This window comes from Micromonospora sp. NPDC048871 (assembly GCF_043198155.1).
Taxonomy (GTDB): Bacteria; Actinomycetota; Actinomycetes; order Mycobacteriales; family Micromonosporaceae; genus Micromonospora.
This window is the reverse complement of sequence record NZ_JBICUM010000001.1, coordinates 852970-877088: the sequence shown is the minus strand read 5'-3', so window position 1 is coordinate 877088 and position 24119 is coordinate 852970. Positions and strand designations below refer to the sequence as shown.

Below are 24119 nucleotides of genomic sequence, written 5' to 3'. Positions count from 1 at the left end.
GGGCGGGGACCGCTCATGAGAGAGTGACGGAATGCGTGCTCGCCGTCTTGTCGCCGTCGCCAGCATGGCGGTCGGCCTGGTTGCCCTCGCCGGCTGTCGTTCCGAACCCGGTGTCGCCGCCTATGTCGGTGACCATGCGGTCACCGAGGATGCGGTCACCGCGATCATCGACGACGCCCGGGTGAACAACCCGGCGCCGACCGAGGAGGACGCGGCCATGCCGGGGCAGCAGCCCCGGCTGCCCGGGCGCAGCGAGGTGGTCAGCGTCCTGGTGCTCAACGAGGTGTGCGAGCGGGTCTCCGCCGCCGAGAACTACCGGCCGCAGAACGTCGTCGATCCCGCGCAGATCGCCCAGGGTGTCGGGATGAACCCCGAGACCGAGTACGTGCGGCGCACCGCCGAGCTGTACAGCTGCCTGTCCGGTATCCCGGTCGGCGAGCCGGTGGCCCCGACCCAGCAGGAGCTGGCCGACCTGGTCGCGGCCGGCAAACGGGCCGGCGCCGTACCGGCCGAGGTGACTGTGGAGCAGGCGGCCAGCCAGCTCGACGGGGAGCAGCTGCGCTACGCCCTGGCCAACCGCAACTCGCTGGCCGAGGCGGTCAAGGCGTACGACGTGACCGTCAACCCCCGTTACCGTCCGCTGGTGTTCCCGGTGTTGAGCTTCTCGGGTGCGACTCCGATCGTCGCGGTGGGCGTGCCGCTGGGTGAGCCCGCCTCCACGGCGGTCACGGACATCTCCACCCCGAAGCCGATGCCGACGGGTCCCGGGGACGAAGGGGACCCCGCGGGTCACGGGCACGGCTGAGCATGCCCCGGATCGTCCTACTGGTGACCTCACCCCGGTTGCCGGCCGGTCTGCTGACGGCAGCCGCCTGGGATGTCGTACGCACCGCTGTGGTGCTGGCCGGGGCGGAGAGTGAGCTGGCCACGGCGATCCGGTCGGCGGGCGGTCAGGTGCGGGTGCCGGACGGCCCGGTGGTGCCGGCGCTGCTGGACGCCGCGGCGGCCCACGACACCGTGGTCTGGTTGGCCGGCCCGGCCGGTGACGAGACCCTGGCCCGGGAACTCGGCCTGCGCCTGGCCCGGCAGCCGGGGCTGGCCGAGCTGGAGCTGATGTACGGCTCCTGGGATCCCCCGGGGGCTCGGCTGCTCGACGCGGTGGCCGTGCTGGACCGGTTGCTCTCGCCCGGTGGTGATCCCTGGAAGCGGGCCCAGACCCACCAGAGCCTGGCCGGTTTCCTGTTGGAGGAGTGCTACGAGGCGTACGACGCGATCGTCGCCTCGGACACCGACGGGCTCCGCGAGGAGTTGGGCGACGTGCTGCTTCAGGTGGTGCTGCACGCCCGGCTGGCCGAGGAGTTGCCCGAGGACGAGCGGTGGACCATCGACGATGTTGCCGGTGGGCTGGTCGACAAGATGATCCGCCGTAATCCGCATGTCTTCGCCGGGGAAGAGGCGGGCAGCCTGGAGGAGATCACCGCCAACTGGGAGCGGATCAAGCAGTCCGAGAAGGCCCGCAAGTCGGTGCTGGAGGGCATCGCGCTGAGCCAGCCCGCCCTGGCCCTGGCCACGCAGATCCTGGACCGCGCCGCCCGCGCCAACCTGACCGCCCCCCTCCCCACCCCCGAGACCCAACCGACTCCCGAACAGGCCCTGGGCGCCACCCTCCTGTCCACAGTGGCTCAAGCGCAGGCCGCCGGCCTGAACCCCGAATCCGCCCTCCGCCACACCACCCTCGCCTACGCGAAAACCCTCCCCGAACCCCCCACTCCGTCGAGTTGATCAAGAAGTTTGCGTCTGGAATCGCGCCCCGGTAGACGCAAACCTCTTGATCAACCGGATGGCGGCGGGGGGTCGGTTCGGTGGGTAGGGTCGGGGGGTGGAACCGTTTGGGGTGGTGGGGGAGCGGATCGTCGAGGCTCTGCTGGTCAGTCGGCCGGGGATGGCCACTGCGGCGGGGGATCATCGGTTCGACGACCGGTTGCCGGATCTCAGTGCCGAGGCCGTGGCCGGGGACCGGGCCATGCTGGTGGACGCCGCGAGTGTCCTGTGCGAGATCGACCCGGAGGCCCTGGAGGTCGACGAGCAGGTGGACCACGCCCTGCTGTCCACCCTGGTCGACCGGCAGATGTTCGAGCTGACCGAGATCCGTGAGCACGAGTGGAACCCCCTCGTGCACAACCCCGGGCCCCTGCTGTACCAGCTCCTGGCCCGGCCGTACGCCCCGGCCGAGCAGCGGCTTACCGCCCTGGTGGGTCGGCTGACGGCCGTGCCGGATGCCCTGGCCACCGCCCGCGCCACCCTGGGCGACATGCCCCGCATCCATGCCGAGACCGCGGTCGGGCAGTTCACCGGCGCGGCGGCGCTGATCCGCGACCAGGTCCCGGCCCTGGTCGACCAGGCCCCCGCCCTGCTGGACCAGGTAGAGCTGGCGGCCACCGGCGCGATCGCCGCCCTGGAGGAGTTCGTCGCCTGGCTGCGCGCCGGTCTTGCGGTAGACGCGGGACCCGGCCGCGATCCGCGACTGGGCCGCCGTCGGTGGGAGGCGAAACTGTGGTACGCCCTGGACACCGAGCTGAGTGCCGCCGAGATCCAGCGTCGGGCCTGGGAGGCCCTGGACCGGATCGGTGAGGAGATCCGCGCGGCCGCGGTCGACCTGGTCGGCGGCCCGGCTGACGACCAGGCGGTACGCCGAGCCCTGGACCTGCTCGCCGCCGAACATCCCGACGACCAGACCATCGTCGACCTGGCCTCGATCACCATGGACGAGGCCAGCGACTTCGTCCGCGCCCACGACCTGGTCACCGTGCCGGAGGACCCGTGCGTGATCCAGGTGATGCCGGAGTTCGCCCGGGGGGTGGCGGTGGCCTACTGCGACGCCCCCGGTGCCCTGGAGACGGCCGACCTGCCGACCTTCTACTGCATCGCACCCGCCCCGGCGGACTGGCCGGCGCACCAGGTCGACTCCTTCTACCGCGAGTACAACGACCACATGATCCGCAATCTGACCGTGCACGAGGCGATGCCGGGGCACTTCCTGCAACTGGCCCACGCCCGCCGCCACCTGGGCTCCACCCGGGTACGGGCCCTGACCCGATCCGGCCCCTTCGTGGAGGGCTGGGCGGTCTACGCCGAGCAGTTGATGGTCGAGCACGGCTTCGGTGGCCTGCCGGTACGCCTTCAGCAGCTCAAGATGCAGCTCCGGATGACCATCAACGCCCTGCTGGACCAGTTGGTGCACGCCGAGGACCTGCCCGAGGCGGAGGCGATGGCGCTGCTGACCGGGCGCGGTTTCCAGGAGGAGGGTGAGGCGGCGGGCAAGTGGCGGCGGGCCCTGCTCACCTCCACCCAGCTGTCGACCTACTTCGTCGGCTACCACGAGGTGGCGCAGATCGCCGCCGCCCGACCCGCCGGGGTGTCGCTACGCGAGTGGCATGACGAGATGCTGGCCCACAACTGCCCGCCGCCGCGGCATCTGCGGACTCTGCTGGGGGTGTGAGGGTCAGGAGCCGCTCTGCCGACGATCCACGATCCCGGCCCCCTTCGGCAGCTCGAAGGCCGCCCCGTCGACCTGCTCCCGGAAGCGGCTCATCGCCACCTCCACGGGCTCGCCGTCGATCCGGCCGGTGAAGCTGCCCAACGCTCCCTCACCGGTCACGCAGGCGGAGAAGTCCTCGCTGCCCTGCCGCACCTCGACGCAGGTGGCCAGGAGCCCGGCGATGGTGGTGCTGCTCTGGGTGATGACCGTCCCCGGGTCCAGGGCGGCGGCGGTCAGCAGCCCCATCACCATCGGCGGGGTGACCAGACCCTCCCGCTCGGCGGCGGCGTAGACCACCACGGAGGGCTTGCTGTTGACGGCCGGGGGTGCTTCCAGGGTGCAGACCGGGCGTTCGCCCTCGGTCTCGCAGTGGGTGGTCGCCTCGGCGGTGACCGTCAGCTTCCCGTCGGGCCACTCATACGCGGACCGGGCCGGGTCCTGGGCCTGGGTGATCAGGGCGGTCCGCCCTCCGCCGAGCTGGTACTCCGCCGAGTAGGTCATCTCCAGGGCCCGGTCGATCCGGGCGGCCAGATCATTGACGATGTCGGACCGTCCCATGGCCCGCCCGGCGTCGTCCAGAGCCTGGCATCCGGTGACGGTGAGCAACACGGCGACCGACGCGGCGAGGGTGCGAAGGGTGGTCGAGGCGGCGGACATGGCGACAAGCCTGATCGATCAGGTCCCGCTCACGCAAACTCGTTGCCGGTTGAGGCACGAGAATCCGGGAATGTCCGACCTGCCCCGGCCGTCCAGGGCCCGCCCGGTCGCCATGCGGGCAGGCCGGGACCGATACGCTGCGTTCAACACCTGCCTCAGCCGCACCGTCGCGGCCGATACCGGACGAGACCACACAAAGGGAGCGACTCAGTGGCAACCATCGAGGTAATCGAGGCTCGGGAGATCCTGGACTCGCGGGGTAACCCGACCGTCGAGGTCGAGGTCGGGCTCGACGACGGGACGATCTCCCGGGCGGCCGTGCCCTCCGGCGCCTCGACCGGCGCCTTCGAGGCGATCGAGCTGCGCGACGGTGACAAGAGCCGCTACCTGGGCAAGGGAGTGGAGAAGGCGGTCGCCAACATCGAGGACCGGATCGTCGACCAGCTGATCGGCTACGAGGCCAGCGAGCAGCGGGTCATCGACCAGAAGATGCTCGACATCGACGGCACCGACAACAAGGCCGAGCTGGGCGCGAACGCCATCCTGGGGGTCTCGCTGGCGGTGGCCAAGGCCGCGGCCGGCAGCGCCGAGCTGAGCCTCTTCCGCTACCTGGGCGGCCCGAACGCGCACCTGCTGCCGGTGCCGATGATGAACATCCTCAACGGTGGGGCACACGCCGACAGCAATGTCGACATCCAGGAGTTCATGATCGCGCCGATCGGGGCCCCCAGCTTCCGGGAGGCGCTGCGCTCCGGTGCGGAGGTCTACCACGCGCTGAAGTCGGTGCTGAAGAAGAAGGACCTGTCCACCGGGCTCGGCGACGAGGGGGGCTTCGCCCCGAACCTGCCCACCAACGCCGCCGCCCTGGACCTGATCGCCGAGGCGGTGGAGAAGGCCGGCTACCGGCTCGGTACGGACATCGTCTTCGCCCTCGACGTGGCGGCCACGGAGTTCTTCGCCGACGGCCGCTACACCTTCGAGGGGGTCGCTAAGACCGCCGAGGAGATGAGCGCGTACTACACCAAGCTCGCCGACGCGTACCCGATCGTGTCGATCGAGGACCCCCTGGCCGAGGACGACTGGACCGGCTGGCAGACCCTGACCGCCGCGATCGGGGACCGGATCCAGATCGTCGGGGACGACCTGTTCGTCACCAACCCGCAGCGCATCGCCCGGGGCATCGCCGAGAAGGCCGCCAACGCCGTACTGGTGAAGGTCAACCAGATCGGTTCGCTGACCGAGACCCTGGACGCGGTCGACCTGGCCCACCGGGCCGGCTTCAAGTGCATGATGAGCCACCGGTCCGGGGAAACCGAGGACACCACCATCGCCGACCTGGCGGTGGCCACCGGCTGCGGCCAGATCAAGACTGGTGCCCCGGCCCGCTCGGACCGGGTGGCGAAGTACAACCAGCTCCTGCGGATCGAGGAGGAGCTGGCCGACGCGGCGCGGTATGCCGGCGCGGGCGCTTTCCCGCGCTACCGTTCCGCCTGAGCCGAAGCGAGACCTCGGGGGAGGGGTGTGATGCAGCAGCGCCGCACGCCGGGTGGTCAGCGTCCGGCCCGCCGGCCGGTCCGCCCCGGCACCGGGCGAGGCACGGTCCGTGACAGCGGGGTGCGCGCCCAGTCGCGTACCGCCGGTCGCGCGCCGTCGGCCGCCCGCGGTGCCGAGGGCGTACGCTCCGCCAAGCGGCCTGCCGCCAGGCGGGCGGCGGCCGGCGGGGTGACCCGGATGGCTGCCCCCCGACCCCGAGGTCTCACCGGCCGCGCCACCGTGCTGATCGCGGTGTTGATCGCCCTGGCGCTGGCCTACACCTATCCGGTCCGGGTCTACCTGGATCAGCAGGCCGACATCGAACGGATGGAGGCCGCCCAGGCGGCCCAGCGCAGACTGATCGCCGAGCTGACCAGCGAGGCCGAGAAGTGGCAGGACGAGGCGTACATCGAGACGAAGGCCCGGGAACGGTTCTTCATGCACCGGCCCGGCGAGAAGATGGTGATCCTGCTGGAGGATCCGGCCGGGGCGGCCCGGGACGCGGGCCGGAGCGGGGAACCGGAGGTGCCGGTCGAGCCGGACCCCTGGTACGACACCCTGTGGTCCAGCGTGCGGGCCGCTGACGCCGCGCAGCTCGACCCGACGACCGACTCGCAGTTGGACGAGTGAGCACCGAACGAGAGATGGCACCGTGACTGTCGTACCACCGCCGGAGCCGGCGGCGGCTTCCGTACCCCCACCGAAGCGTGAGCCGGCCACCGAGGCCGACCTGGCGGCGGTGGCCGCCCAGCTCGGCCGCCCGCCCCGAGGGACCCGTGCGGTGGCCCACCGCTGCCCCTGCGGCCTGCCCGACGTGGTGGAGACGACCCCCCGGCTGGCCGACGGCACCCCCTTCCCCACCCTGTACTACCTGACCTGCCCCCGGGCGACGGCCGCGTGCAGCCGACTGGAGTCGGCCGGGCTGATGCGGGAGATGGCCGACCGGCTGGCCGCCGACCCGGAGCTGGCCGCCCGCTACCGGGCCGCGCACGAGGACTACCTGACCCGCCGGGAGGCCATCGCGGAGGTACCGGAGATCGCCGGCATCTCCGCCGGTGGGATGCCCGGCCGGGTCAAGTGCCTGCACGTGCACCTGGGTCACGCCCTGGGCGCCGGGCCCGGAGTCAACCCCTTCGGGGACGAGACCCTCGACCTGGTCGAGCCCTGGTGGGCGGCCGGGCGCTGCGTCGACCTGCCGGAGACTGAGTGACCGCCGAGGCGACGGTGCCGGACGACATCGTGATCCGGCGGGCCCGCACCGCCGACGTACGGGCCATCCGACGGCTGGTCGACACCTACACCGACGACCGGCGGCTGCTCAGCAAGGCCACGGTCACCCTCTACGAGGACGTGCAGGAGTTCCGGGTGGCCAGCCGGGTCAGCGACGGCCAGGTGGTGGGCTGCGGCGCCCTGCACGTGATGTGGGAGGACCTGGCCGAGATCCGTACGGTCGCCGTCGACCCCCGCTTCCGGGGGCATCGGATCGGGCACCGGATCGTCGCCGAGCTGATCAGCGCGGCCCGGGAGCTGGGGGTGGCCCGGATCTTCGTCCTGACCTTCGAGACCAGCTTCTTCGCCTCGTTCGGCTTCACCGAGATCGACGGGGCCCCGGTGCCGCACCCCGTCTACGAGCAGCTGCTGCGCTCCTACGACGAGGGTGTCGCCGAGTTCCTCGACCTGGAACGGGTCAAGCCCAACACCCTGGGCAACACCCGGATGCTGCTGCGCCTCTGACCTCGGCGTAACGGGCTGCCCGCCCGGCGTGGCGGGATGCCTGCGAGCCGGGTGAGGTTGCCGCTTCAGGCCCTGTCGAGCTGAGCCGTCTGCGCTCTCGCGGTTCTTCGGGACACGGGTTCGCCAAGTGGGGGTCGGCCGCTGGGCCGACACACGCCGAAGCCCCGCCCAGTCGGGCTTCGGCTGGTCGGGGCTTCGGCGTCAGCGGGCGGTCAGGGGGTCGGGGCGGTCGTCTTCGCCAGCGCGATGAAGCTCGCCCAGGAGGTCGGGGTGAAGGCGAGGGTGCCGCCGTCCCGGTCCTTGGTGTCGCGGACGAGCACGACCCCGGTCAGGTTGTCGGCCACCTCCACGCACGACCCGCCGTTGGTGCCGGAGTAGGTCGACTTGCGCCACCTGGCATCTGTCATGTCCATGTCTGGGCCGCTTCCTTGATCAGGTCGAGGGACTGCCTGCGGGGGAGCGCCTCGCCCCGGACCGCCTCCCAGGTCCGTTGCAGGGCGGCCAGGTCGTCGGTGTGGTTGACGATCTGCGCCCGGACCTGGTGGTCGAGGTGGGCCACCTCTGAGCCGTCGCCCAGAGTGGCGAGGATGAACCCTCCCTGCAACCCAGGGTAGATCCCGGTCTCCTCCGGCACCACGAGGATCTGTACGTGCGGCAGCTCGGTGATCTTGACCAACTGTTCGAGCTGCTCCCGCATGATGTCGGTACGCCCGTTGATGCCCCGCCGGAGCACCATCGCGTCGAGCACCGCCACCACCGGCACCGGCACGTCCCGGGTGAGGATCGCCTGCCGGTCCAGTCGGGATGCCACCCGCTGGTCGATCTGGTCGGGTAGGAGCAGGCCGTTGTCCATCATTCCCCGGGCATACGCCTCGGTCTGGAAGATGCCGGGCACGAATGCAGGCTCGTACCACCGCAGCAGCACCGCCTCGCGCTCCAGCTCGATCCATTCCCGCAGCCACGACGGCGTCTGCTCCAGCTTCGACAACTCCCGCAGCATCCGGCCGAACCGCCCCTCCGCCGCCTCCACGTCGAAGGCCGGATCGTGGGCGCGGTCGACGGCGAGCATGTAGTCCTTCGTGGGTGGTCGGCCGCCGGTCTCGACCGAGCTGACGTGTGAGCCGGAATAGCCGATGACCCGGCCGAAATCGTCCTGACTCAACCCGAGGTGAGCCCGGAGCAGTCGCAGTTCCTCACGTACGTAGTCGATCGCGTTGCCCATCGATTCCTCACCTCTGCCCAATTCCGCCCGACGTCTTGTCAAACCGGCTCTATCGCCGCTGCCACCTGCGCAGATGTCACGAGCACGTATCGACACCCGTGTGGTCCTAGGCAGACTCCCACACATACGGATCTGCTCCTATCCAAGAAGGGACGGGGTGGATTTCGTGTCGGGGCCGCCCTGGACTTCCCCCGTGCCGGGGCGGCCCCTCCCAATCACCGATCCGATGAAGGTCGATGTGCACACCCGGTGTCTCAGCAGTGGCGAACGAATGGTGAATGACGATGATTACTACTCAACTCCTGGGGCCGGGCCGGGGTCCGCACCCTGTGCGCCCGTACGCCAGCGGGACGAACGCCCCACACACCCCGCTGCGGCCGATGTGGTGCTGTCGGGTCGACGGGCAGCCCTGGCCCTGCGCCGAGGCGCGGCTCCTGCTTCGCGTCGAGTTCGACCGGAACGCCGTCGGCCTGGCGATCTACCTAGCCGGCCTGATGTACGAGGCCATGCGCGATCTCTACCACCTCAACCCACACGACGGGCCCGAGCCGATGGCGCTGTTCCACCGGTTCGTCGGGTGGGCGGGACGGGGACGGAGAGCCCGGCGCGACGGGGACGGCGAGTAGGAGTTCGCGGCGCGGTGGCGCTATAGGGTGACCGACGTGACGACGCGTGTGGCCGCCATCGACTGCGGAACCAACTCCATCCGGTTGCTGGTCGCCGACCTGCCCGACCCCTCGGCGGGTACGACCGCACCCCTGGTCGACCTGACCCGGCGGATGGAGATCGTGCGGCTGGGTCAGGGGGTGGACGCCACCGGCCGGTTGGCCCCGGAGGCGATCGAGCGGACCCGGATCGCCTTGACCGACTTCGCCGCCGACATCGCGAAGCTGGGGGCCGAACGGGTGCGGATGTGCGCCACCTCGGCCAGCCGGGACGCCGAGAACGCCGCCGACTTCCGGGCCATGGTGGAGCAGACCCTGGGGGTGCCGCCCGAGGTGGTCAGCGGCGACGAGGAGGCCCGGCTCTCCTTCACCGGGGCGGTGCGCGGGCTGCCCGCCGAGGCCCGGTCGCCGTACCTGGTGGTGGACATCGGGGGTGGCTCTACGGAGTTCGTCGTCGGCAGCCGGGAGGCGGGGGTGCACGCGGCGATCTCGATGGACATCGGCTGTGTCCGGATGACCGAGCGGCACCTGCACGGCGACCCGCCCGGCCTGGACCAGATCGCCGCCGCCCAGGCGGACATCGCTGTCGCGGTGGACCGGGCGTTGACGGCCGTACCGGGCCGCGAGGCGGCCACCCTGGTCGGGCTGGCCGGTTCGGTCACCACCGTGGTCGCGATAGCCCAGGGCCTCACCGAGTACGACCCGAGCCGCATCCACCACGCCCGGGTGTCGTACGACCGGGTGGCCGAGGTGACCGCACAGTTGCTGGCGATGACCCGCGAGCAGCGGCTGGCCATCCCGGTGATGCACCCCGGCCGGGCCGACGTGATCGGGGCCGGTGCCCTCGTCCTCCGCGTGATCATGGAGCGGGCCGGCCTGGACTCGGTGGTCGCCTCCGAGCACGACATCCTCGACGGCATCGCCTGGAGTCTCGCCGGGACTCCAGGATAGGTGGTTCTTCCTGCTCACAGGCGGCATGATTTCCGCATGGTCACCACGGTCAATCTGCCGGACGGGCTGCACGAGCGGCTTGAACAGTTCGCTGCGCAGGAGCATCGTTCAATGAACGCCATCATCGTCGTGGCGGTCGAGGAGTACGTCTCGGCGCGCAGTCGCCGTGCCCGCGTACGGGACCTTGCGCGGGAGGTGGCCGAGCGCGACGCCGAACTGCTGCGGCGGTTGTCGGAGTGACCAGCTACCTCGAAGGCGACGGCCTCATGGAGATCGTCCTGATCAGGCTGAGACTCGTGATGTCGGTGGTCGGTGGCACTCTGACGGAGGGTCTCCGACATCGCCCGCGAACTCCGCAAGCTGCGCGTCTGACCGCCGCACGACCTTCCTCGCAGCCCATCGACGGCATCGCCTGGAGTCTCGCCGGTTGAGACATCTTCCGCAGCAGCCAGCGCGGATGCGAACAGGAGGTGTATGCCACTGTTCCGGCATCTTCCGGCGGGAGGTGACCGCGTGGCAGGCTACCGGCACGTAGGACCACTGGGCGACCAGCCAACGATGACTGACCGCTAGGAGGACGGGCCGATGGGCGAAATGGTTACCTACCGTGGTGGTGGCGGTACGCATGAGGGTTACCTCGCGATACCGGCCACCGGCACGGCCAGCCCTGCCGTCATCGTCATCCAGGACTGGTGGGGGCTGGCGCCGCACATCCGGTCGGTGGTGGACCGGTTCGCCGAGGCGGGCTTCGTGGCCCTGGCCCCGGACTTCCGGCGCGGGGAACCGGCCGGCAAGCCGAGCGAGCCGCAGCAGATGCTGAACGGGCCGCAGATGGACGAGGCGGCGCGGGAGATCGCCGCGGCCGCCGAGTACCTGGCCGGCCGACACGAGGTGACCGGCAAGATCGGCTGCGCCGGGTTCTGCGCCGGGGCCAGCCTGGCCCTGTGGGCCGGGAACTTCTCCGAGCGGATCGTCGCCACGACGGCCTTCTACCCCCGCCTGCCCTGGGAGGGGATGCGGTCGGAGTGGCCGGACTACGCCGGTAAGGACGCCCTGGTGCACTGCTCCGAGGCGGACGGCACCTCGGCCGACCCGGGGGTGCAGACCGTACGCCGGGCCATCGAAAACGCCGGTGGCACCTGCAACCTGCACGACTACCCGGGCACCGCGCACGCCTTCTTCAACGAGGACCGGCCGGAGCACTTCGACCAGCGGGCCGCCACCAGTGCCTGGGCCCGCAGCCTGAAACTCTTCCGGGCGAAGCTTGGCTGACTCGCGTACCCCCGCCGAGGTGGTCGCCCGCGCCGCGCGGGCGACCGACCTGGCCGACCTCGACGCGGCGGTCAGCGACTGTTACGCCTGCCCCCGGCTGGTCTCCTGGCGGGAGGAGGTGGCGCGCACCAAGCGGGCCGCCTTCCGGGACCAGGAGTACTGGGGCAGGCCGGTGCCCGGGTTCGGTGACCCGATGGCCCGGATCGGCATCCTCGGGCTGGCCCCGGCGGCGCACGGCGGCAACCGCACCGGGCGGATCTTCACCGGTGACCGCTCCGGTGACGTCCTCTTCGCGGCCCTGCACCGCGCCGGCCTGGCCAACCAGCCCACCAGTGTGGCCGCCGACGACGGGCTGGCCCTGCAGCACACCCGGATCTTCGCGGCCGTCCGCTGCGCCCCACCGGACAACAAGCCCACCCCCGCCGAGCGGGACACCTGCGCCCCCTGGCTGCATCGGGAGGTGGCGATGATCCGACCGACCCTGCGGGTGGTGGTCGCCCTGGGTGCCTTCGCCTGGGCCGCGTGGTGGCCGGTGTCCCGGGAGGTCTACGGTGTCGCCGCGCCCAGCCCGCGACCCTCGTTCGGCCATGGGGCACACTGGTCCGGCACGGCCGTACCGGAACTGCTCGGCTGTTACCACGTCAGCCAGCAGAACACCTTCACGGGACGACTGACACCAGGAATGCTGGACGATGTGTTCACCGAGGCGAAACGACTGGCCGAGGTGGACTGAGGCTGCGGGGTGGTGGCGATGACGGACAGGACCCCTGACCTGCCCGGCGTACGCCCCGGTGGCCCGGAGGTGGACCGAATGGACCTCGTACGCAGGTGGTGGCCGGTCGCGGTGGTGGCCGCGTTGCTGGCTGCCGTGGCGCTGGCCGCCACCAATTCCTCCATCGGAGCCAGCCGGATCCCGCCCGCCGTGCAGGACGCTCCCTTCGTGCTGGAGTACCCGACCGGCGATCCCAGACCCTCCATTCCGGCCGAGCCGCGGCAAGCCGCCGAGCAGGCCAGCACGGCCCTGCCCACCTGGCTCGGCACGGTGGCCGTGGTGCTGCTGGGGATGGCGCTGCTGGCCGCCCTCAGCTATCTGGGGTGGAGTGTGATGCGGTCGGTGGCCCGGCGGGTCACCCGACGGCTGCCGGTCGGGGTCGCCCGACGCGACGCCGAGGGCACCGCCCGGGAGGTCGTCGCCGCGGTCGACGCCGGTCTGGTCGAACTGGACGATCGCTCCACCGACCCCCGGACCGCGGTGATCGCCTGCTGGGTACGCCTCGAAGAGGCAGCCGCCGCGGCCGGGGTGCCCCGGCTGGCCGGCGACACCCCGACCGACCTGGTCACCCGACTGCTGCGCGGCGACCCCTCCGCCGGTGTGCCGGCCATCGTCAGCGCCGATGTGCTGGCCGAGTTCGCGAACGTCTACCGGGAGGCCCGGTACGCCACCCGGCCGGTCGACGAACACACCCGCGACCAGGCGCGGGCCGCCCTGCGCCGGTTGCGCGGTGAACTCGCCGCCACGGTCGAACAGGTGACGACATGAGCAGCACCAGCATCGACGACCTGCTCAGCTTCGACGAGGACCGGTCGGTCCAGCCCGAGCAGCGCCCGGCCGGGTGGCTACGGACGGTCGCCACCTTCCTCGGTGTCGCCGCCGCCGGCACGGTGGTGCTCGTCGCCGGGCTCCGCGCGGTCGGCCTGCGGGTGTCGTTGCTGGTGCTGGTGGCTGCGGTGGTCACCCTGCTGCTGGTGCGTCGCATCGTCGTCCTGCTGGCCCCGCCGCCGAGATCCGCGCGGTCCACCTCAGGCTCCGGTGGCGAGGAGGACGGCATGTACAACTGGGACGCCCGGGACGCGTTGCGTAGCGCGATCAACCGTTGGGAAGTGCCGCTGGAGTGGACGAAGTCCCGCCCGGAGCGGTTCACCGGGCTGGTCCTGCCCCGGCTGGCCGAACTGGCCGACGAGCGGCTCCGCCTCAAGCACGGCGTGACCCGTGAGTCGGACCCGACCCGGGCCCGTGCTCTGCTGGGTGATCGCCTGTGGATGTTCCTGGAAACCCCGCCTCGCCGTACCCCCTCACCGCGCGACCTCGCGGTGATCGTCGCCGAACTGGAGAAGATCTGATGAACGACACCGCCCGGACCATGCCCCCCACCGAGGTCGGTCACCTCGCCCGGGCGGTACTGGACGCGGTGGGCCAGGTCGTGGTCGGCAAGCGGGACGCCCTGGAACTGGTGCTCGCCGGCATCCTCGCCGGTGGCCACGTGCTGCTGGAGGACCTGCCCGGCCTGGGCAAGACCCTCACCGCCCGGTGCTTCGCCCAGGCGCTCGGGTTGGACTTCCGGCGCCTGCAGTTCACCCCGGATCTGTTGCCGGCCGATGTCACCGGCTCCTTCCTGTACGACCAGCGCAGCGGGGACTTCGCCTTCCGGGCCGGGCCGGTCTTCACCAACCTGCTGCTCGCCGACGAGATCAACCGGACTCCGCCGAAGACCCAGTCCGCCCTGCTGGAGGCGATGCAGGAGAAGCAGGTCTCGGTGGAGGGGGTGACCTACCGGCTCGACGAGCCCTTCCACGTGCTGGCCACCGCCAACCCCATCGAGTACGAGGGCACCTATCCGCTGCCGGAGGCGCAGCTGGACCGGTTCCTGTTGCGGGTGTCCTTCGGATATCCGCCCCAGGAGGAGGAGTGGGAGGTGCTGCGCCGTCGGATGGCCCGCCGCCGCGAGGAGGCCGAGATCAAGCCGGTGGTCGACGCGGCGACCCTGCGGGCCATGCAGGGGGCGTTGGAGGACGTCACCGTGGAGGATTCGGTGGGCCGCTACATGGTGGCTCTGACCGCGGCCACCCGCGAACATCCCTCGGTGCTGGTCGGCGCCTCGCCGCGCGGCTCGTTGGCGTTGCTGCTGCTGGCCCGGGTACGGGCGGTGCTCTCCGGCCGGGACTTCGTGGTGCCGGAGGACGTCAAGGAGGTGGCGGTGCCGGCCCTGGCCCACCGGATCACCCTGCGGCCGGAGATGTGGCTGCGTCGGGTCGACCCGTCCTTCGTGGTCGGTGAGGTCCTCGACCAGACCCCGGCACCGGCCAGCGGGGCACTGCCCAGCTACGCCGCCGGGCGGCCGGGGGTCTGACCCGACGTGAGGCTCGCGGATCGATCGGCACCGGCCAACTGGGCGCCCACCTCGGCGCTCGGTCGGGCGGTGCTGCTCACCGGCCTGCTGCTGGTCGCGGCGGTGCTGCTGGGCCGGGTGGACCTGATCGTGCTGGCCGCCCCCTTCGCCCTGGGCACGGCGTACGCGCTGCGCCATCGCCCCACCGAGCTGCCCCGGGTGTGGGTCAGTGTCGTCGAGGGACACCTGGTGGAGGGGGGCGAGCTGGTCGGGCGGGTCAGCGTCGGCAACCCGGACGCGACACCGTACGACGTGGCCGTGCTGCGTACCCGGGTCTCGCCCTGGCTGCGCATCGACCAGGCCGCCCTGGCCGGTGGGGCGGTCAGCGGGCGCAGCGGCGACCGCCGTTCGGTGACCGACCGGCCGTTCGTCACCTCGGTGGAGCCGGACACCGCGGTGGACCTGGAACTGACCGGCACCGCCCTGCGCTGGGGGCGGCACCCGTTCGGCCCGGCCGGGGCCCGGGTAGCCGCCGCGCAGGGCCTGCTGGTCTCCCGCGCGGTGATCGCCGAACCGGTCGTCAACCGGGTGTACCCGAAAACCGAGCCCTTCGAGGCGGTCAATGCGATGCCCCGGGCGGCCGGCCTGGTCGGCGCGCACCACTCCCGGCGGGCCGGGGAAGGCGGCGAGTTGGCCGGGGTACGCGTCTTCGCCCCCGGCGACCGGCTCCGCCGCATCGACTGGCGGGTGTCGCTGCGGGCCCGGCAACTGCACGTGGCGGCCACCCTCTCCGACCGGGACGCCGAGGTGATCGTCCTGCTGGACGTGCTGGCCGAGGCGGGCCGCTCCGGCGGCGTCGCCGGCGCGGCCACGGTGCTGGACACCACCGTCCGGGCCGCCGCCGCCATCGCCGAGCACTACCTGCATCGGGGCGACCGGGTGGCCCTGCTGGAGTACGGCCCGAGCGCCCGGCGACTGCGTCCGGCCACCGGGCGGCGGCAGTACCTGACCGTCCTGGAATGGCTGTTGGACGTCAAGGCCCAGCATTCCCCGCACGAGCCGTACGACCAGGTCTTCGGCTCGCAGTTGCTCTCCGCGGACGCCCTGGTGGTGGTGCTCACCCCGCTGCTGGAGGAGCGGTCCGCGCAGATGCTGGCCCGGCTGGCCCGTTCGGGGCGGTTCGTGGTCGCCGTGGACACCCTGCCGGCGGACCTGTCGCCCCCCAAGGACCGGGGCTGGGCCGAGGTGGCGTACCGGCTGTGGCGGCTGGACCGGGACACGATGATCGCGCAACTACGCGAGCACGGGGTGCCGGTCGTACCGTGGGCCGGCGCCGGCAGCCTCGACCAGGTGCTGCGTGATGTGGCCCGCCTGGCCGCCGCCCCCCGGGTAGGTGGCCGGTGAGCGCGAGGAATGCAGCGCAGCGGAGTCCCGCAGTCGCGAACGGAGAGCCAGCTCAGTGATCGGAAGCCTCACTGGTCGGATCCGCACGTTGCAGACGGTGGCGAGCCGGATCGCGCTGGCCCCGGTGCTGATCCGCCTCGGGATCTTCGTCAGCTCGCTGGCGGGGCTGCTGCTGGCGTACCCGGCCGAGGTCGTCGCGGGGCAGGCCCTGCTGCCGTTGCTCGCGGTCGCGGCCCTGCCCGCGCTGGCGCCGCGCCGGTTCTGGCCCACCTTCGCCGCGCTGGTCACCGTCGGAGGCTGGTTGATGGCCACCGACGGGTACGACCGACCGGTCGCCCTGTGGCGGCTGATGGCCGTGGCGGTGCTCCTCTATCTCACCCACACCCTGTGCGCCCTGGTGGCGGTCCTGCCGTACGACGCGGTGGTGGACCCGGACCTGATCGTGCGTTGGCTCACGCGTACCGGCTGGGTGTTGCTCGCCACTGCCGTGCTCGGGGTGCTGCTGCTGGAGGTGGGCCGGATCGGTGCGGGCACGGCCGGCTGGCAGTCCGTCACGATCGCCGGTCTCGTGGTGGCTCTCGGGGTGACCGCGTGGCTGGCCTGGCTGCTGAAACGCCGGTGACCTGAGGGGCTTGAGGGGCCTGTGGGACCGTCCGGCACCCGTGCCCGAAGTGCGGTCGATTGACTGAGTAGCCCAGATCACAGGGAGGTTGTGCTCGGTCACAGAAGGCGGCTGTGAGCGGGATTAGCGCCGTCGCTGGGGGAAAGATGGTAGGCGTGAATCCGAAGCGGATCCTTGTGGTGGGTGCCGGGCATGTCGGTCTCTACGCGGCGCTGCGCCTGTCGAAGAAGCTGAGTTCCCGTGAGGCTGAGGTCGTCGTCGTCGACCCCCAGCCGCACATGACGTACCAACCCTTCCTGCCGGAGGCGTCCGGGGGCAACATCTCTCCGCGACACGCCGTGGTGCCGCTGCGTCGGGAGTTGCGCAAGTGCACGGTAGTGGCCGGTGCGGTCACCCGCATCGAGCACGACCGCAAGATCGCCACCGTCCAGCCGATCGTGGGCCCGCCCCGGGAGATCGCGTACGACCATGTGGTCGTCGCCCCCGGCTCGGTCTCCCGCACCCTGCCGATTCCCGGGCTGCACGAGCACGGCATCGGCTTCAAGACCATCGGTGAGGCCATCTACCTGCGCAACCACGTGCTGGAGCAGTTGGATGTGGCCGCCGCCACCACCGACCCCGAGGTGCGCCGCCGGGCACTGACCTTCGTCTTCGTCGGTGGCGGGTACGCCGGCATCGAGGCCCTGGCCGAGATGGAGGACATGGCCCGCGACGCGCTGCGGTACTACCCGGAGCTGAAGACCTCGGACATGCGGTGGGTGCTGGTCGAAGCCACCCAGCGGGTGCTGCCCGAGGTCGACCGGGACATGGGCGCCTACACGGTGCAGCAGCTGCTGAAGCGGGACATGGACATCCGGCTGGACACCCGCCTGGAGTCCTGCGTCGACGGGGTGGTCAAGCTCTCCGACGGGGACAGCTTCGCATCCGACACCATCGTCTGGACCGCCGGGGTGAAGCCCGCACCGATGCTGGACGCCACCGACTTTCCCCGCGACGAGCGGCGTCGGGTCACCTGCCTGCCGACCCTTCAGGTGGTCGACGGCGACCGGATCGTCGAGGGCGCGTGGAGTGCCGGGGACTGCGCCGCTGTACCGGACCTGACCAAGGCACCGGGCAACTACTGCTCGCCGAGCGCCCAGCACGCCGTACGGCAGGCCCAGCGGATGGCCGACAACATCGTGGCCGTGATCCGGGGGCGGGAGCCGGTCGCCTACAAGCACAAACACGCCGGCAGTGTGGCCAGCCTCGGCCTGCACAAGGGGGTGGCCCAGGTCTACGGCATCAAGATGACCGGTTGGCCGGCCTGGTTCATGCACCGCACGTACCACATGAGCCGGATTCCGTCGTTCAACCGCAAGATCCGAGTCGTGGTCGACTGGACCCTGGCCTTCGTTCTCAAGCGCGAGGTGGTCGCCCTGGGTCAGCTGCACGACCCCCGCGAGGATTTCGCCGAAGCCTCCCGCAAGTAAGGAAGGGCCCCTTCTTAACGTCTCACGTAGAGGAGGGGTCCCCTCTTAACGCCTGCCCCCTGTGCTGCCTCGTTGCGGCCGGGGGCAGCGCGTTGACGTGCGTCGTTCCGAGTTCGGGCCGGAGCGGCCAGCACACGGGACGTCGTACCGGCCGGGAAACCGCTACCGTGGCACTGCACCGCGCGTACTACGCGTCGGGGTCACCCGCCCGGGTGGTGGAACGGCAGACACGGCCGCCTTAAAAGCGGCTGCCGAAAGGCGTGCGGGTTCGACCCCCGCCCCGGGCACCTCGGCACCTGTCGGAGGACGGGTCACCGCGCCGGACGATGCCGGCTGACGGGCACGCGGGAGCACGAGTCGCTTCAACCCCCGCTTCAACCGCGCGGTCCGCTGCTGCGACAGCAGGGCCAGTGCGGTGCCGGCGAGCATGGTGGCGGCGGCGGCGAGCCAACTCGCGCTGTTGCTCGGCAAGATCGGCAAGGCCCACCACTTGGGCTGGTTGGTCACCGCGTCGAAGCCGAACCAGTCGAACGGGAACAGCGCCGCCAGTGGAAACACCCAGGCGAGGCGCCGCCCCAGCAGGCGTCCCGAGACCAGGGCGAGCCCGGTCCAGAACACCAGATTGCGGATGGCCGGCGCCGCTGCCGACTCCGCGGCACCCAGGAAGAGGCCCGTCGCCTGCAATCCGGCTGCCATGAGCAGCGCGCAGGCCAGATAGCACGTCAAGATCATGCGGGACGTACGTGGTGCCGCAATCTCGAAGTCGGACATGTCGGAGGCGAGCCCCGTCGCGATGGCCGCGCCGGCGGGTATGGGAATCAGGACCCAGAGCGGCATCGAGATGGAACCGTCGCCGGAGACCGATGGCAGCGCCACATCCAGGGTGCCCCATACGCCGGCCACCACTGCGCTGGCGACCAGGATGGCGACGACGCCGAAGGGCCGGCGACACTTCAGGAACAGCGCCAGTTCAAGAAGGCTAGGCACAACGTGTCTCCCGGATCTGCTGGACCCGGTCGCTCGCCCAGGCCATCTGCTCGGCCTCAGGAAGTGCGAGCACTCGTTCCAGTTCCGCCTCGTCGAACTCGAAGCCGCCGTGCACGTCGTCAGGCTTCGGGCCGACCGCCCGCGCGACCAGCCACTCCTTCAACTCGATTGTGAGGGTGAGGTTGTGTTCGAGCTGCGGATCGGGCGGAAGTTCGCAGGAGCGCGTCCCGAACGTCTCGTTCAAGATGACGGACGTCATCCCGCGAGCCGCCGCCCATTCGCCCAGCACCAGTGCGAAGTCGCTGTTGGAGCGCATCGGCGCCCGGAGTCCTTCCTCGTAGAAGGTGTCCGGCACCGTCACGGCGCCGCTGAGCGCGCCGAGCCGATCCGCGATTCGCTGCATGGCAGCCAGGTGGATCTGATGTTCGGGCCAGATGCACACCCGGGGCGCGCCCTCCGAGCAGAGCGGTGACGGGGCCGGCCGCTCGGAGCGCAGCGGGCCCGCAGTCAGGACGCTGGCGACCGCGACAACCGCAGCCAGCCCCAGGGTCACAGCCGACCAGCTCTTCTTGATCGTGCCGGAGTTCGTCCCAGCCGTCGTGGTCACCGCGGGCAGAAGCACGGCGGCCAACGCCAGCGCCACCGCCAACGCGGCGCGTGTCACCAGCGGCAGAGGCTCGATCTGGAGCTGCGGGGGACCTGACAGCAGCGACAGTTCGAGCCAGGGGAGGAAGCCGACGAAGATGAAGACGACCACCGGGGCGAGCAGCGCAGCGACGGCCCGATTGCGGACCGTCCGGCCGAGAAGGTGTCCCGTGGCCGTGCTGACGAGAAGGAGAACCAAGCCCAGAAGAAGGTAGCTCGGCCAGAGGAATCCAGGCACGTCGCGTCTGGCCGTGATCACGGCGGCGATCCCGATTCCCAGGGCGAACGGCGCCAGGCCGTATGTGGTCGACGCCGCGAGTTGAGCGGCCTCCCTTTGCCAGGCCGGTCGCGCCGAGGCCGAAAGCTGCTCGGCGGCGCCGCTGCGCCAGATGCGCCCGGCGGCCCAAGCCGCGCCCGCGGCCAGGAACAGGGCAATATAGAAGATCGGCAGTTGCGCGGCGGCGCTGGTCTGGGACCAGACTCCGATCCACTCCGTCGAGCGACCGAACAGCATGGCGGCGTCGACGAAGAGGAGAAACGGCAGCCACCAGCGCAGCGGTGACCTGCGTAGCTCGTACCAGAGGACGGACATCATGCGGCCACCGCCGAACCTTCGAGGACCGCGGTGTAACCACGTTCCAGCGCGGTGTCTCCGGCTGCACCGGGTGTGGCGGCCTCGGCCAAGGCGGTAGGAGTGCCACGGAAGAGGAATCGTCCCTCAGCCATGACGATCGCCTCGTCGCAGACGGCAGCTACATCTTCGACCAAATGTGTGCTCAGGATTACGGTGGCGTCCCTGAGGGAGCGAATGAGTTCCCGGAACTCAAGACGTTGAGCCGGGTCGAGCCCCACGGTCGGCTCGTCGAGCAGCAGAATCGCCGGATTACCTACGATCGCCTGCGCCAGGCCACATCGACGCAGCATCCCACCCGACAATTTCTTGAGCTTGGTTTTCTGGCGGTCCGCCAGATGCACTTGGGTTATCGCACGTACAGTCGCCTCATGCGCCTCCGACGTCGGTAGCTCCCGAAGCCAGGCGCAGTACCGTACGAACTCGTACACCGTGAACTCGCCGAAGTATCCGAAATGCTGTGGCAGATAGCCGATGCTGCGGCGGGTCCGCCGCACGTCGGACGTGCTTCGTACGGGGTTTCCGCAAATCCGAATCTCGCCCTGAAACGGCGGCATCACGGTGGCGAGCGTACGCAGCAGCGTGCTCTTGCCCGCACCGTTGGGACCGAGCAGTCCGTAGATGCCCGAGTCGAGCGAGAAGTCGATGTTGGAAACCACGACCTGACGCCCGTAACCCTGGGTCAGTCCGACGGCCTCGATAGCAGGTGTCATCGTATGATCTCCGAATCCTTAGCGGGGCCAGGCGTCCCTTCGAAGGGAGCCCCCTGGCCCCGCCTGGTGCGAGTTGCTACTTGTATCCGTTCCATGCGCTGTTGGCGCGCTGTTCGCACTCGAACCGATCAATGGGATTGGCCGATCCCTTGACCGTGCGCCACGGCCCGGTGTAATCGAGCTGCCAGCTGCAGTCCACCTGCAAGCGCAGCGTCGCCCCCGGAGAATCGACGCATTCGTTCCATGCCGCGGTGGTACGCCAATGCGCCGCACAACCGAGGGTTCGGCCGCTCGACCCGCTGGCCTGTGCGGATTGGGCGGTGACAGCCATCCCGGTCAGGGCCATCATGGTGACTGCCGTGACCCCGACGGCCCTTTTCACTCCCGTCAACCTTCCGGCAGAGGAAGGCACCTCACCGGTGACGGCGGTCGCGGTATCGGCGACACTAGAGTTGTTGCGGGTGCTCACCGGTAGCCGTTCCATGCGGAGTTGGCCTTCTTGAAGCAGCTGTACGAGTCCAGTGGATCGACGGCTCCCTCCACCCTCTTCCACTTCCCGGTCCAGTCGAGTTGCAGGTCGCAGTCCACCGCTAGGCGGACCTCGACGGGCTGCTGGCTGTCCCGTACGCACTCGTTCCAAGTGGCGGTGGTCCGCCAGTGGGCGGCGCAACCCCGGACCCGGTTGGTGTCCCCCGCCTCGGCCGGCAGGGACCCGATCGTGACGGTTGCCAGGCCGGCGACCAGAGCGACGGCGGCGGGCAACGATTGCTTGAGCTTCAATTTTCCCTCTTATTCTGGATTGCCTGATCTAATTCGGACTAGAAGCGGAACGCGTTGTAGGCCTCGTATGCCTGGTAGCGGCATTCATACCGGCTGACCGGATCCTTAGACGAGTTCACGTAGTTCCAGGGGCCGAAGTACTGATTCTGCCACTTGCATTCGACCTGGAGTTGGAGCGTGACGCCCCGCGGATTGATGCACTCGTTCCACGCGGCGGTCACTCGCCAGTGGGCCGCGCAGCCATGCTCACGCGACGTGTCACCGGATGCCTGTGCAGCACCACCGCTGGCCATCGGGAGGGCAAATGCGGCGGCTAGTCCTGCGACGAGGGCGAGTTTCTTACCCCTTTTCACTGCGTACCTCCAGCAATCAGAATCGGAACGCGACCTCTGCCTTGTTCACGTGGTGCCGGCATTCGTGTCGGTCGGACGGATCGATCGACCCCTTGACCCAACGCCACGGTCCTACGTAGGTGCTGGTCCCGATCGGGAGTTTGCACTCCGCTTGAAGTTGCACGTAGAGACCGGGCGCGTTGATGCACTCGTTCCATGACGCGGTGTTCCGCCAGTGCGCGGCACATCCGTGTTGGCGGGGAGTGTCGCCAGCCGCCTGAGCCGTGGCAGCTGAGGCGACTCCCAGTCCCACCCCTAGCAGCACGGTTGCACCCATCACGAGGGCGGCGCGTTTACGATGCACGAGAAACCTCCACATTTGCGGTTCGACTAGTTGTGCCAGGCACAACGCGAGCGGATAGCGCCTGTTATCTGTAACCGTTCCAGGCAGTCAGTGCCTTGACCTTGCACCGGTACTCGTCCACCGGGTTGATCGTGCCGCGGACGGTTTTCCAGCTTCCGGTGTGGTCGAGCTGCCAGTCGCACTCGACATTCAGCCGGATCTGTGCCCCCGGCGAGTCAACGCACTCGTTCCATGCCGCAGTGACCTTCCAGTGCGCCGCGCATCCGAGTGTGCGCCCGGTTGATCCGGCCTGTGCCGGAGCGCCGGCGATCAGGATCCCGGCCAGTCCGGCGACGGTCATCCCGAGCGCTATGCGGAATGTTGATTTCAAGCGACTACCTCCAACAGAAGCATGAGGGTGCGGCGCGATTAGCCACGACGTAATGCAACAGGGTCAATGCATATTCCCGGCACATCGATGGGGCTTGACACCTTCGTAAAGATCGACTAATATGCCGCCTCATGACGGGGGTTAGTGGATTAACCCCGCTCAAGATAGGCATTCTCGGGCGGGTAGTGGTTTCAATTGATGAACAAGAGCTCGAGTTCAATCAGGCGATGATTCGAGGGTTGGTCGCGGTCCTCGCACGAAACATTGGTCGTACGACATCTATTCGTGGGCTCGTCGGCGCACTGTGGGACGAGCCGCCGCCGTCGGCAGAAGCGAACCTGAGATCCTATGTGGCAAGGTTGAGAGGTAGCTTCCCGGCGGAAAGCCGCAACCTGCTCGTCACACGGCGGGCCTCCGGATATGAATTGCAGGTGCGTGCGGAACAGTCTGATCTGCACCTTTTCCGTGCTCGATTGTCGGCCGGTCGCGAACGCAACGCCTACGGCGACCTGCGCGGGGCCGCGCAGGCCCTACAATCTGCGATCTCGCTGTGGCGTGGACCGGCCGGTGACGATCTGCCCGTCACCTTGAGTCTTCAGACGGCCGCATCTGGCCTCAACGCCGAGCGCCTCGCCGCCATCGAGGAACTTGCCGAAGTCTGTCTGCGGCTGGGAGTCGCCAGTCCGGTTGCGACCTACCTGTCGGACGCGGTGCTGATAGAGCCTGCGCGGGAGCGCTCCTGGGCGCTGCTGGCCAGGGTCCATGCCCTCTTGGGAGGCGTGACCGCAGCCTCTCAGACGCTCGGGCAGGCGCGCCGGGTCCTCGCCGCAGAAATCGGCATCCAGCAGTACCGGCTCCTTGATGAGGTCTCGGTGGAGTTGACTGGCGTCGGCCGGTAGGCGCTTGCATTGCGTCAGGGCGTGTCGTTGATCCCGATGCTGCGGATGAAGCTGCGTACGCGGATCAACGGCACGCCTAATCGGCCGCGACGATTTGCTGCAGGTCCGTCGCTGCCTGTATGGCAGCCCGCCCGCTGCGATGACGTTGTTCGATGTACATAGAATATGCGCTTCGGGACGACGATAGGGGAGACCGGCTCGGCGCTGCCTGTCTCCCGACGGCA

General features: G+C 69.9%; 28 protein-coding genes and 1 tRNA gene. 20 read left to right on the top strand and 9 right to left on the bottom strand.

Annotation, left to right across the window (positions count from 1 at the left end; genetic code table 11):
- The first annotated feature begins 31 nt into the window (after positions 1 to 31).
- The 3 genes from ACGFIK_RS04175 (at position 32) to ACGFIK_RS04165 (ending at position 3499) form a co-directional block, all read left to right on the top strand.
- On the top strand, positions 32 to 805 hold the full coding sequence (locus tag ACGFIK_RS04175) for a hypothetical protein (RefSeq protein WP_327022708.1): 774 nt from the start codon (positions 32 to 34) through the stop codon (positions 803 to 805).
- A 2-nt stretch (positions 806 to 807) separates the two neighbouring features.
- Positions 808 to 1782, top strand: a complete 975-nt coding sequence (locus tag ACGFIK_RS04170; RefSeq protein WP_327022707.1) for a nucleoside triphosphate pyrophosphohydrolase — start codon at positions 808 to 810, stop codon at positions 1780 to 1782.
- A 97-nt stretch (positions 1783 to 1879) separates the two neighbouring features.
- On the top strand, positions 1880 to 3499 hold the full coding sequence (locus tag ACGFIK_RS04165) for a DUF885 domain-containing protein (RefSeq protein ID WP_393337587.1): 1620 nt from the start codon (positions 1880 to 1882) through the stop codon (positions 3497 to 3499).
- 3 nt (positions 3500 to 3502) lie between these two features.
- Here the strand turns inward: ACGFIK_RS04165 and ACGFIK_RS04160 are convergent, their stop codons facing one another.
- Positions 3503 to 4195, bottom strand: coding sequence for a hypothetical protein (locus ACGFIK_RS04160; RefSeq protein ID WP_393337584.1), 693 nt, complete (start codon positions 4193 to 4195; stop codon positions 3503 to 3505).
- A 210-nt stretch (positions 4196 to 4405) separates the two neighbouring features.
- On the opposite strand from ACGFIK_RS04160, the gene eno reads away from it, so the two are divergent.
- From eno to ACGFIK_RS04140, 4 genes are read left to right on the top strand one after another with little or no spacing between them, the layout of a single operon-like run.
- Positions 4406 to 5689: a phosphopyruvate hydratase gene (gene eno / locus ACGFIK_RS04155; protein ID WP_393337581.1), complete on the top strand. Its 1284-nt coding sequence runs from the start codon at positions 4406 to 4408 to the stop codon at positions 5687 to 5689.
- 30 nt (positions 5690 to 5719) lie between these two features.
- Positions 5720 to 6358, top strand: coding sequence for a septum formation initiator family protein (locus ACGFIK_RS04150; protein WP_393337578.1), 639 nt, complete (start codon positions 5720 to 5722; stop codon positions 6356 to 6358).
- Positions 6359 to 6380: 22 nt separating this feature from the next.
- Complete coding sequence (locus tag ACGFIK_RS04145) at positions 6381 to 6938, top strand: DUF501 domain-containing protein (RefSeq protein ID WP_393337576.1); 558 nt, start codon at positions 6381 to 6383, stop codon at positions 6936 to 6938.
- On the top strand, positions 6935 to 7462 hold the full coding sequence (locus ACGFIK_RS04140; RefSeq protein ID WP_393337573.1) for an amino-acid N-acetyltransferase: 528 nt from the start codon (positions 6935 to 6937) through the stop codon (positions 7460 to 7462). Before ACGFIK_RS04145 ends, ACGFIK_RS04140 begins: the two co-directional genes overlap by 4 nt.
- A 212-nt stretch (positions 7463 to 7674) precedes the next feature.
- Here the strand turns inward: ACGFIK_RS04140 and ACGFIK_RS04135 are convergent, their stop codons facing one another.
- Together ACGFIK_RS04135 and ACGFIK_RS04130 are read right to left on the bottom strand one after the other, a co-directional pair.
- Positions 7675 to 7869 carry a DUF397 domain-containing protein gene (locus ACGFIK_RS04135; RefSeq protein ID WP_327027262.1) on the bottom strand — a complete coding sequence of 65 codons (195 nt, stop codon included), beginning with the start codon at positions 7867 to 7869 and terminating at the stop codon, positions 7675 to 7677.
- Positions 7866 to 8684, bottom strand: a complete 819-nt coding sequence (locus tag ACGFIK_RS04130) for a helix-turn-helix transcriptional regulator (protein WP_327022700.1) — start codon at positions 8682 to 8684, stop codon at positions 7866 to 7868. Before ACGFIK_RS04130 ends, ACGFIK_RS04135 begins: the two co-directional genes overlap by 4 nt.
- A 284-nt stretch (positions 8685 to 8968) precedes the next feature.
- On the opposite strand from ACGFIK_RS04130, the gene ACGFIK_RS04125 reads away from it, so the two are divergent.
- The 12 genes from ACGFIK_RS04125 to ACGFIK_RS04070 all read left to right on the top strand — a co-directional run bounded on the left by ACGFIK_RS04125 (position 8969) and on the right by ACGFIK_RS04070 (position 18461).
- Positions 8969 to 9310 (top strand): hypothetical protein, encoded by a 342-nt coding sequence (locus tag ACGFIK_RS04125; RefSeq protein ID WP_327022699.1) that lies wholly within the window; start codon positions 8969 to 8971, stop codon positions 9308 to 9310.
- Between the two features lie 48 nt (positions 9311 to 9358).
- Entirely contained in the window at positions 9359 to 10300 is a 942-nt protein-coding gene (locus ACGFIK_RS04120; protein ID WP_327027261.1) for a Ppx/GppA phosphatase family protein, read from the top strand.
- A gap of 36 nt (positions 10301 to 10336) precedes the next feature.
- The gene (locus tag ACGFIK_RS04115) at positions 10337 to 10540 is read left to right on the top strand and encodes an Arc family DNA-binding protein (protein ID WP_327022698.1); all 204 of its coding nucleotides are present in this window, start codon (positions 10337 to 10339) and stop codon (positions 10538 to 10540) included.
- 345 nt (positions 10541 to 10885) lie between these two features.
- The gene (locus tag ACGFIK_RS04110; RefSeq protein WP_327022697.1) at positions 10886 to 11572 is read left to right on the top strand and encodes a dienelactone hydrolase family protein; all 687 of its coding nucleotides are present in this window, start codon (positions 10886 to 10888) and stop codon (positions 11570 to 11572) included.
- Positions 11565 to 12305: a uracil-DNA glycosylase gene (locus tag ACGFIK_RS04105; RefSeq protein WP_327022696.1), complete on the top strand. Its 741-nt coding sequence runs from the start codon at positions 11565 to 11567 to the stop codon at positions 12303 to 12305. Before ACGFIK_RS04110 ends, ACGFIK_RS04105 begins: the two co-directional genes overlap by 8 nt.
- An 18-nt stretch (positions 12306 to 12323) precedes the next feature.
- A complete protein-coding gene (locus ACGFIK_RS04100; RefSeq protein WP_393337568.1) occupies positions 12324 to 13112 on the top strand; it encodes a DUF4129 domain-containing protein in 789 nt (262 codons plus the stop codon).
- Complete coding sequence (locus tag ACGFIK_RS04095; protein WP_327022695.1) at positions 13109 to 13693, top strand: hypothetical protein; 585 nt, start codon at positions 13109 to 13111, stop codon at positions 13691 to 13693. The genes ACGFIK_RS04100 and ACGFIK_RS04095 overlap by 4 nt, the downstream gene beginning before the upstream one ends.
- Positions 13693 to 14700, top strand: a complete 1008-nt coding sequence (locus ACGFIK_RS04090; protein ID WP_327022694.1) for a MoxR family ATPase — start codon at positions 13693 to 13695, stop codon at positions 14698 to 14700. The genes ACGFIK_RS04095 and ACGFIK_RS04090 overlap by 1 nt, the downstream gene beginning before the upstream one ends.
- A gap of 6 nt (positions 14701 to 14706) precedes the next feature.
- Entirely contained in the window at positions 14707 to 16083 is a 1377-nt protein-coding gene (locus ACGFIK_RS04085) for a DUF58 domain-containing protein (RefSeq protein ID WP_327022693.1), read from the top strand.
- Between the two features lie 58 nt (positions 16084 to 16141).
- Positions 16142 to 16705, top strand: coding sequence for a hypothetical protein (locus tag ACGFIK_RS04080; RefSeq protein ID WP_393337691.1), 564 nt, complete (start codon positions 16142 to 16144; stop codon positions 16703 to 16705).
- 155 nt (positions 16706 to 16860) lie between these two features.
- Positions 16861 to 18174, top strand: coding sequence for an NAD(P)/FAD-dependent oxidoreductase (locus tag ACGFIK_RS04075; protein WP_327022691.1), 1314 nt, complete (start codon positions 16861 to 16863; stop codon positions 18172 to 18174).
- Positions 18175 to 18380: 206 nt separating this feature from the next.
- A tRNA-Leu gene (locus ACGFIK_RS04070) sits at positions 18381 to 18461 on the top strand.
- A 692-nt stretch (positions 18462 to 19153) separates the two neighbouring features.
- On the opposite strand, the gene ACGFIK_RS04065 is transcribed toward ACGFIK_RS04070, so the two are convergent.
- From ACGFIK_RS04065 to ACGFIK_RS04040, 6 genes are all read right to left on the bottom strand, one after another.
- Positions 19154 to 20401, bottom strand: coding sequence for a hypothetical protein (locus tag ACGFIK_RS04065; protein ID WP_327022690.1), 1248 nt, complete (start codon positions 20399 to 20401; stop codon positions 19154 to 19156).
- Entirely contained in the window at positions 20398 to 21150 is a 753-nt protein-coding gene (locus tag ACGFIK_RS04060; RefSeq protein WP_327022689.1) for an ABC transporter ATP-binding protein, read from the bottom strand. Before ACGFIK_RS04060 ends, ACGFIK_RS04065 begins: the two co-directional genes overlap by 4 nt.
- Before the next feature lie 76 nt (positions 21151 to 21226).
- A complete protein-coding gene (locus tag ACGFIK_RS04055) occupies positions 21227 to 21619 on the bottom strand; it encodes a hypothetical protein (RefSeq protein WP_327022688.1) in 393 nt (130 codons plus the stop codon).
- Positions 21616 to 21930, bottom strand: coding sequence for a hypothetical protein (locus ACGFIK_RS04050; protein ID WP_327022687.1), 315 nt, complete (start codon positions 21928 to 21930; stop codon positions 21616 to 21618). Before ACGFIK_RS04050 ends, ACGFIK_RS04055 begins: the two co-directional genes overlap by 4 nt.
- 38 nt (positions 21931 to 21968) lie before the next feature.
- Positions 21969 to 22283, bottom strand: a complete 315-nt coding sequence (locus ACGFIK_RS04045) for a hypothetical protein (protein ID WP_327022686.1) — start codon at positions 22281 to 22283, stop codon at positions 21969 to 21971.
- A 407-nt stretch (positions 22284 to 22690) separates the two neighbouring features.
- A complete protein-coding gene (locus tag ACGFIK_RS04040; RefSeq protein WP_327022685.1) occupies positions 22691 to 22966 on the bottom strand; it encodes a hypothetical protein in 276 nt (91 codons plus the stop codon).
- Between the two features lie 161 nt (positions 22967 to 23127).
- Here ACGFIK_RS04040 and ACGFIK_RS04035 point away from each other — a divergent pair, with 161 nt between their 5' ends.
- Entirely contained in the window at positions 23128 to 23895 is a 768-nt protein-coding gene (locus ACGFIK_RS04035) for a BTAD domain-containing putative transcriptional regulator (RefSeq protein WP_327022684.1), read from the top strand.
- Positions 23896 to 24119 lie beyond the last annotated feature (224 nt).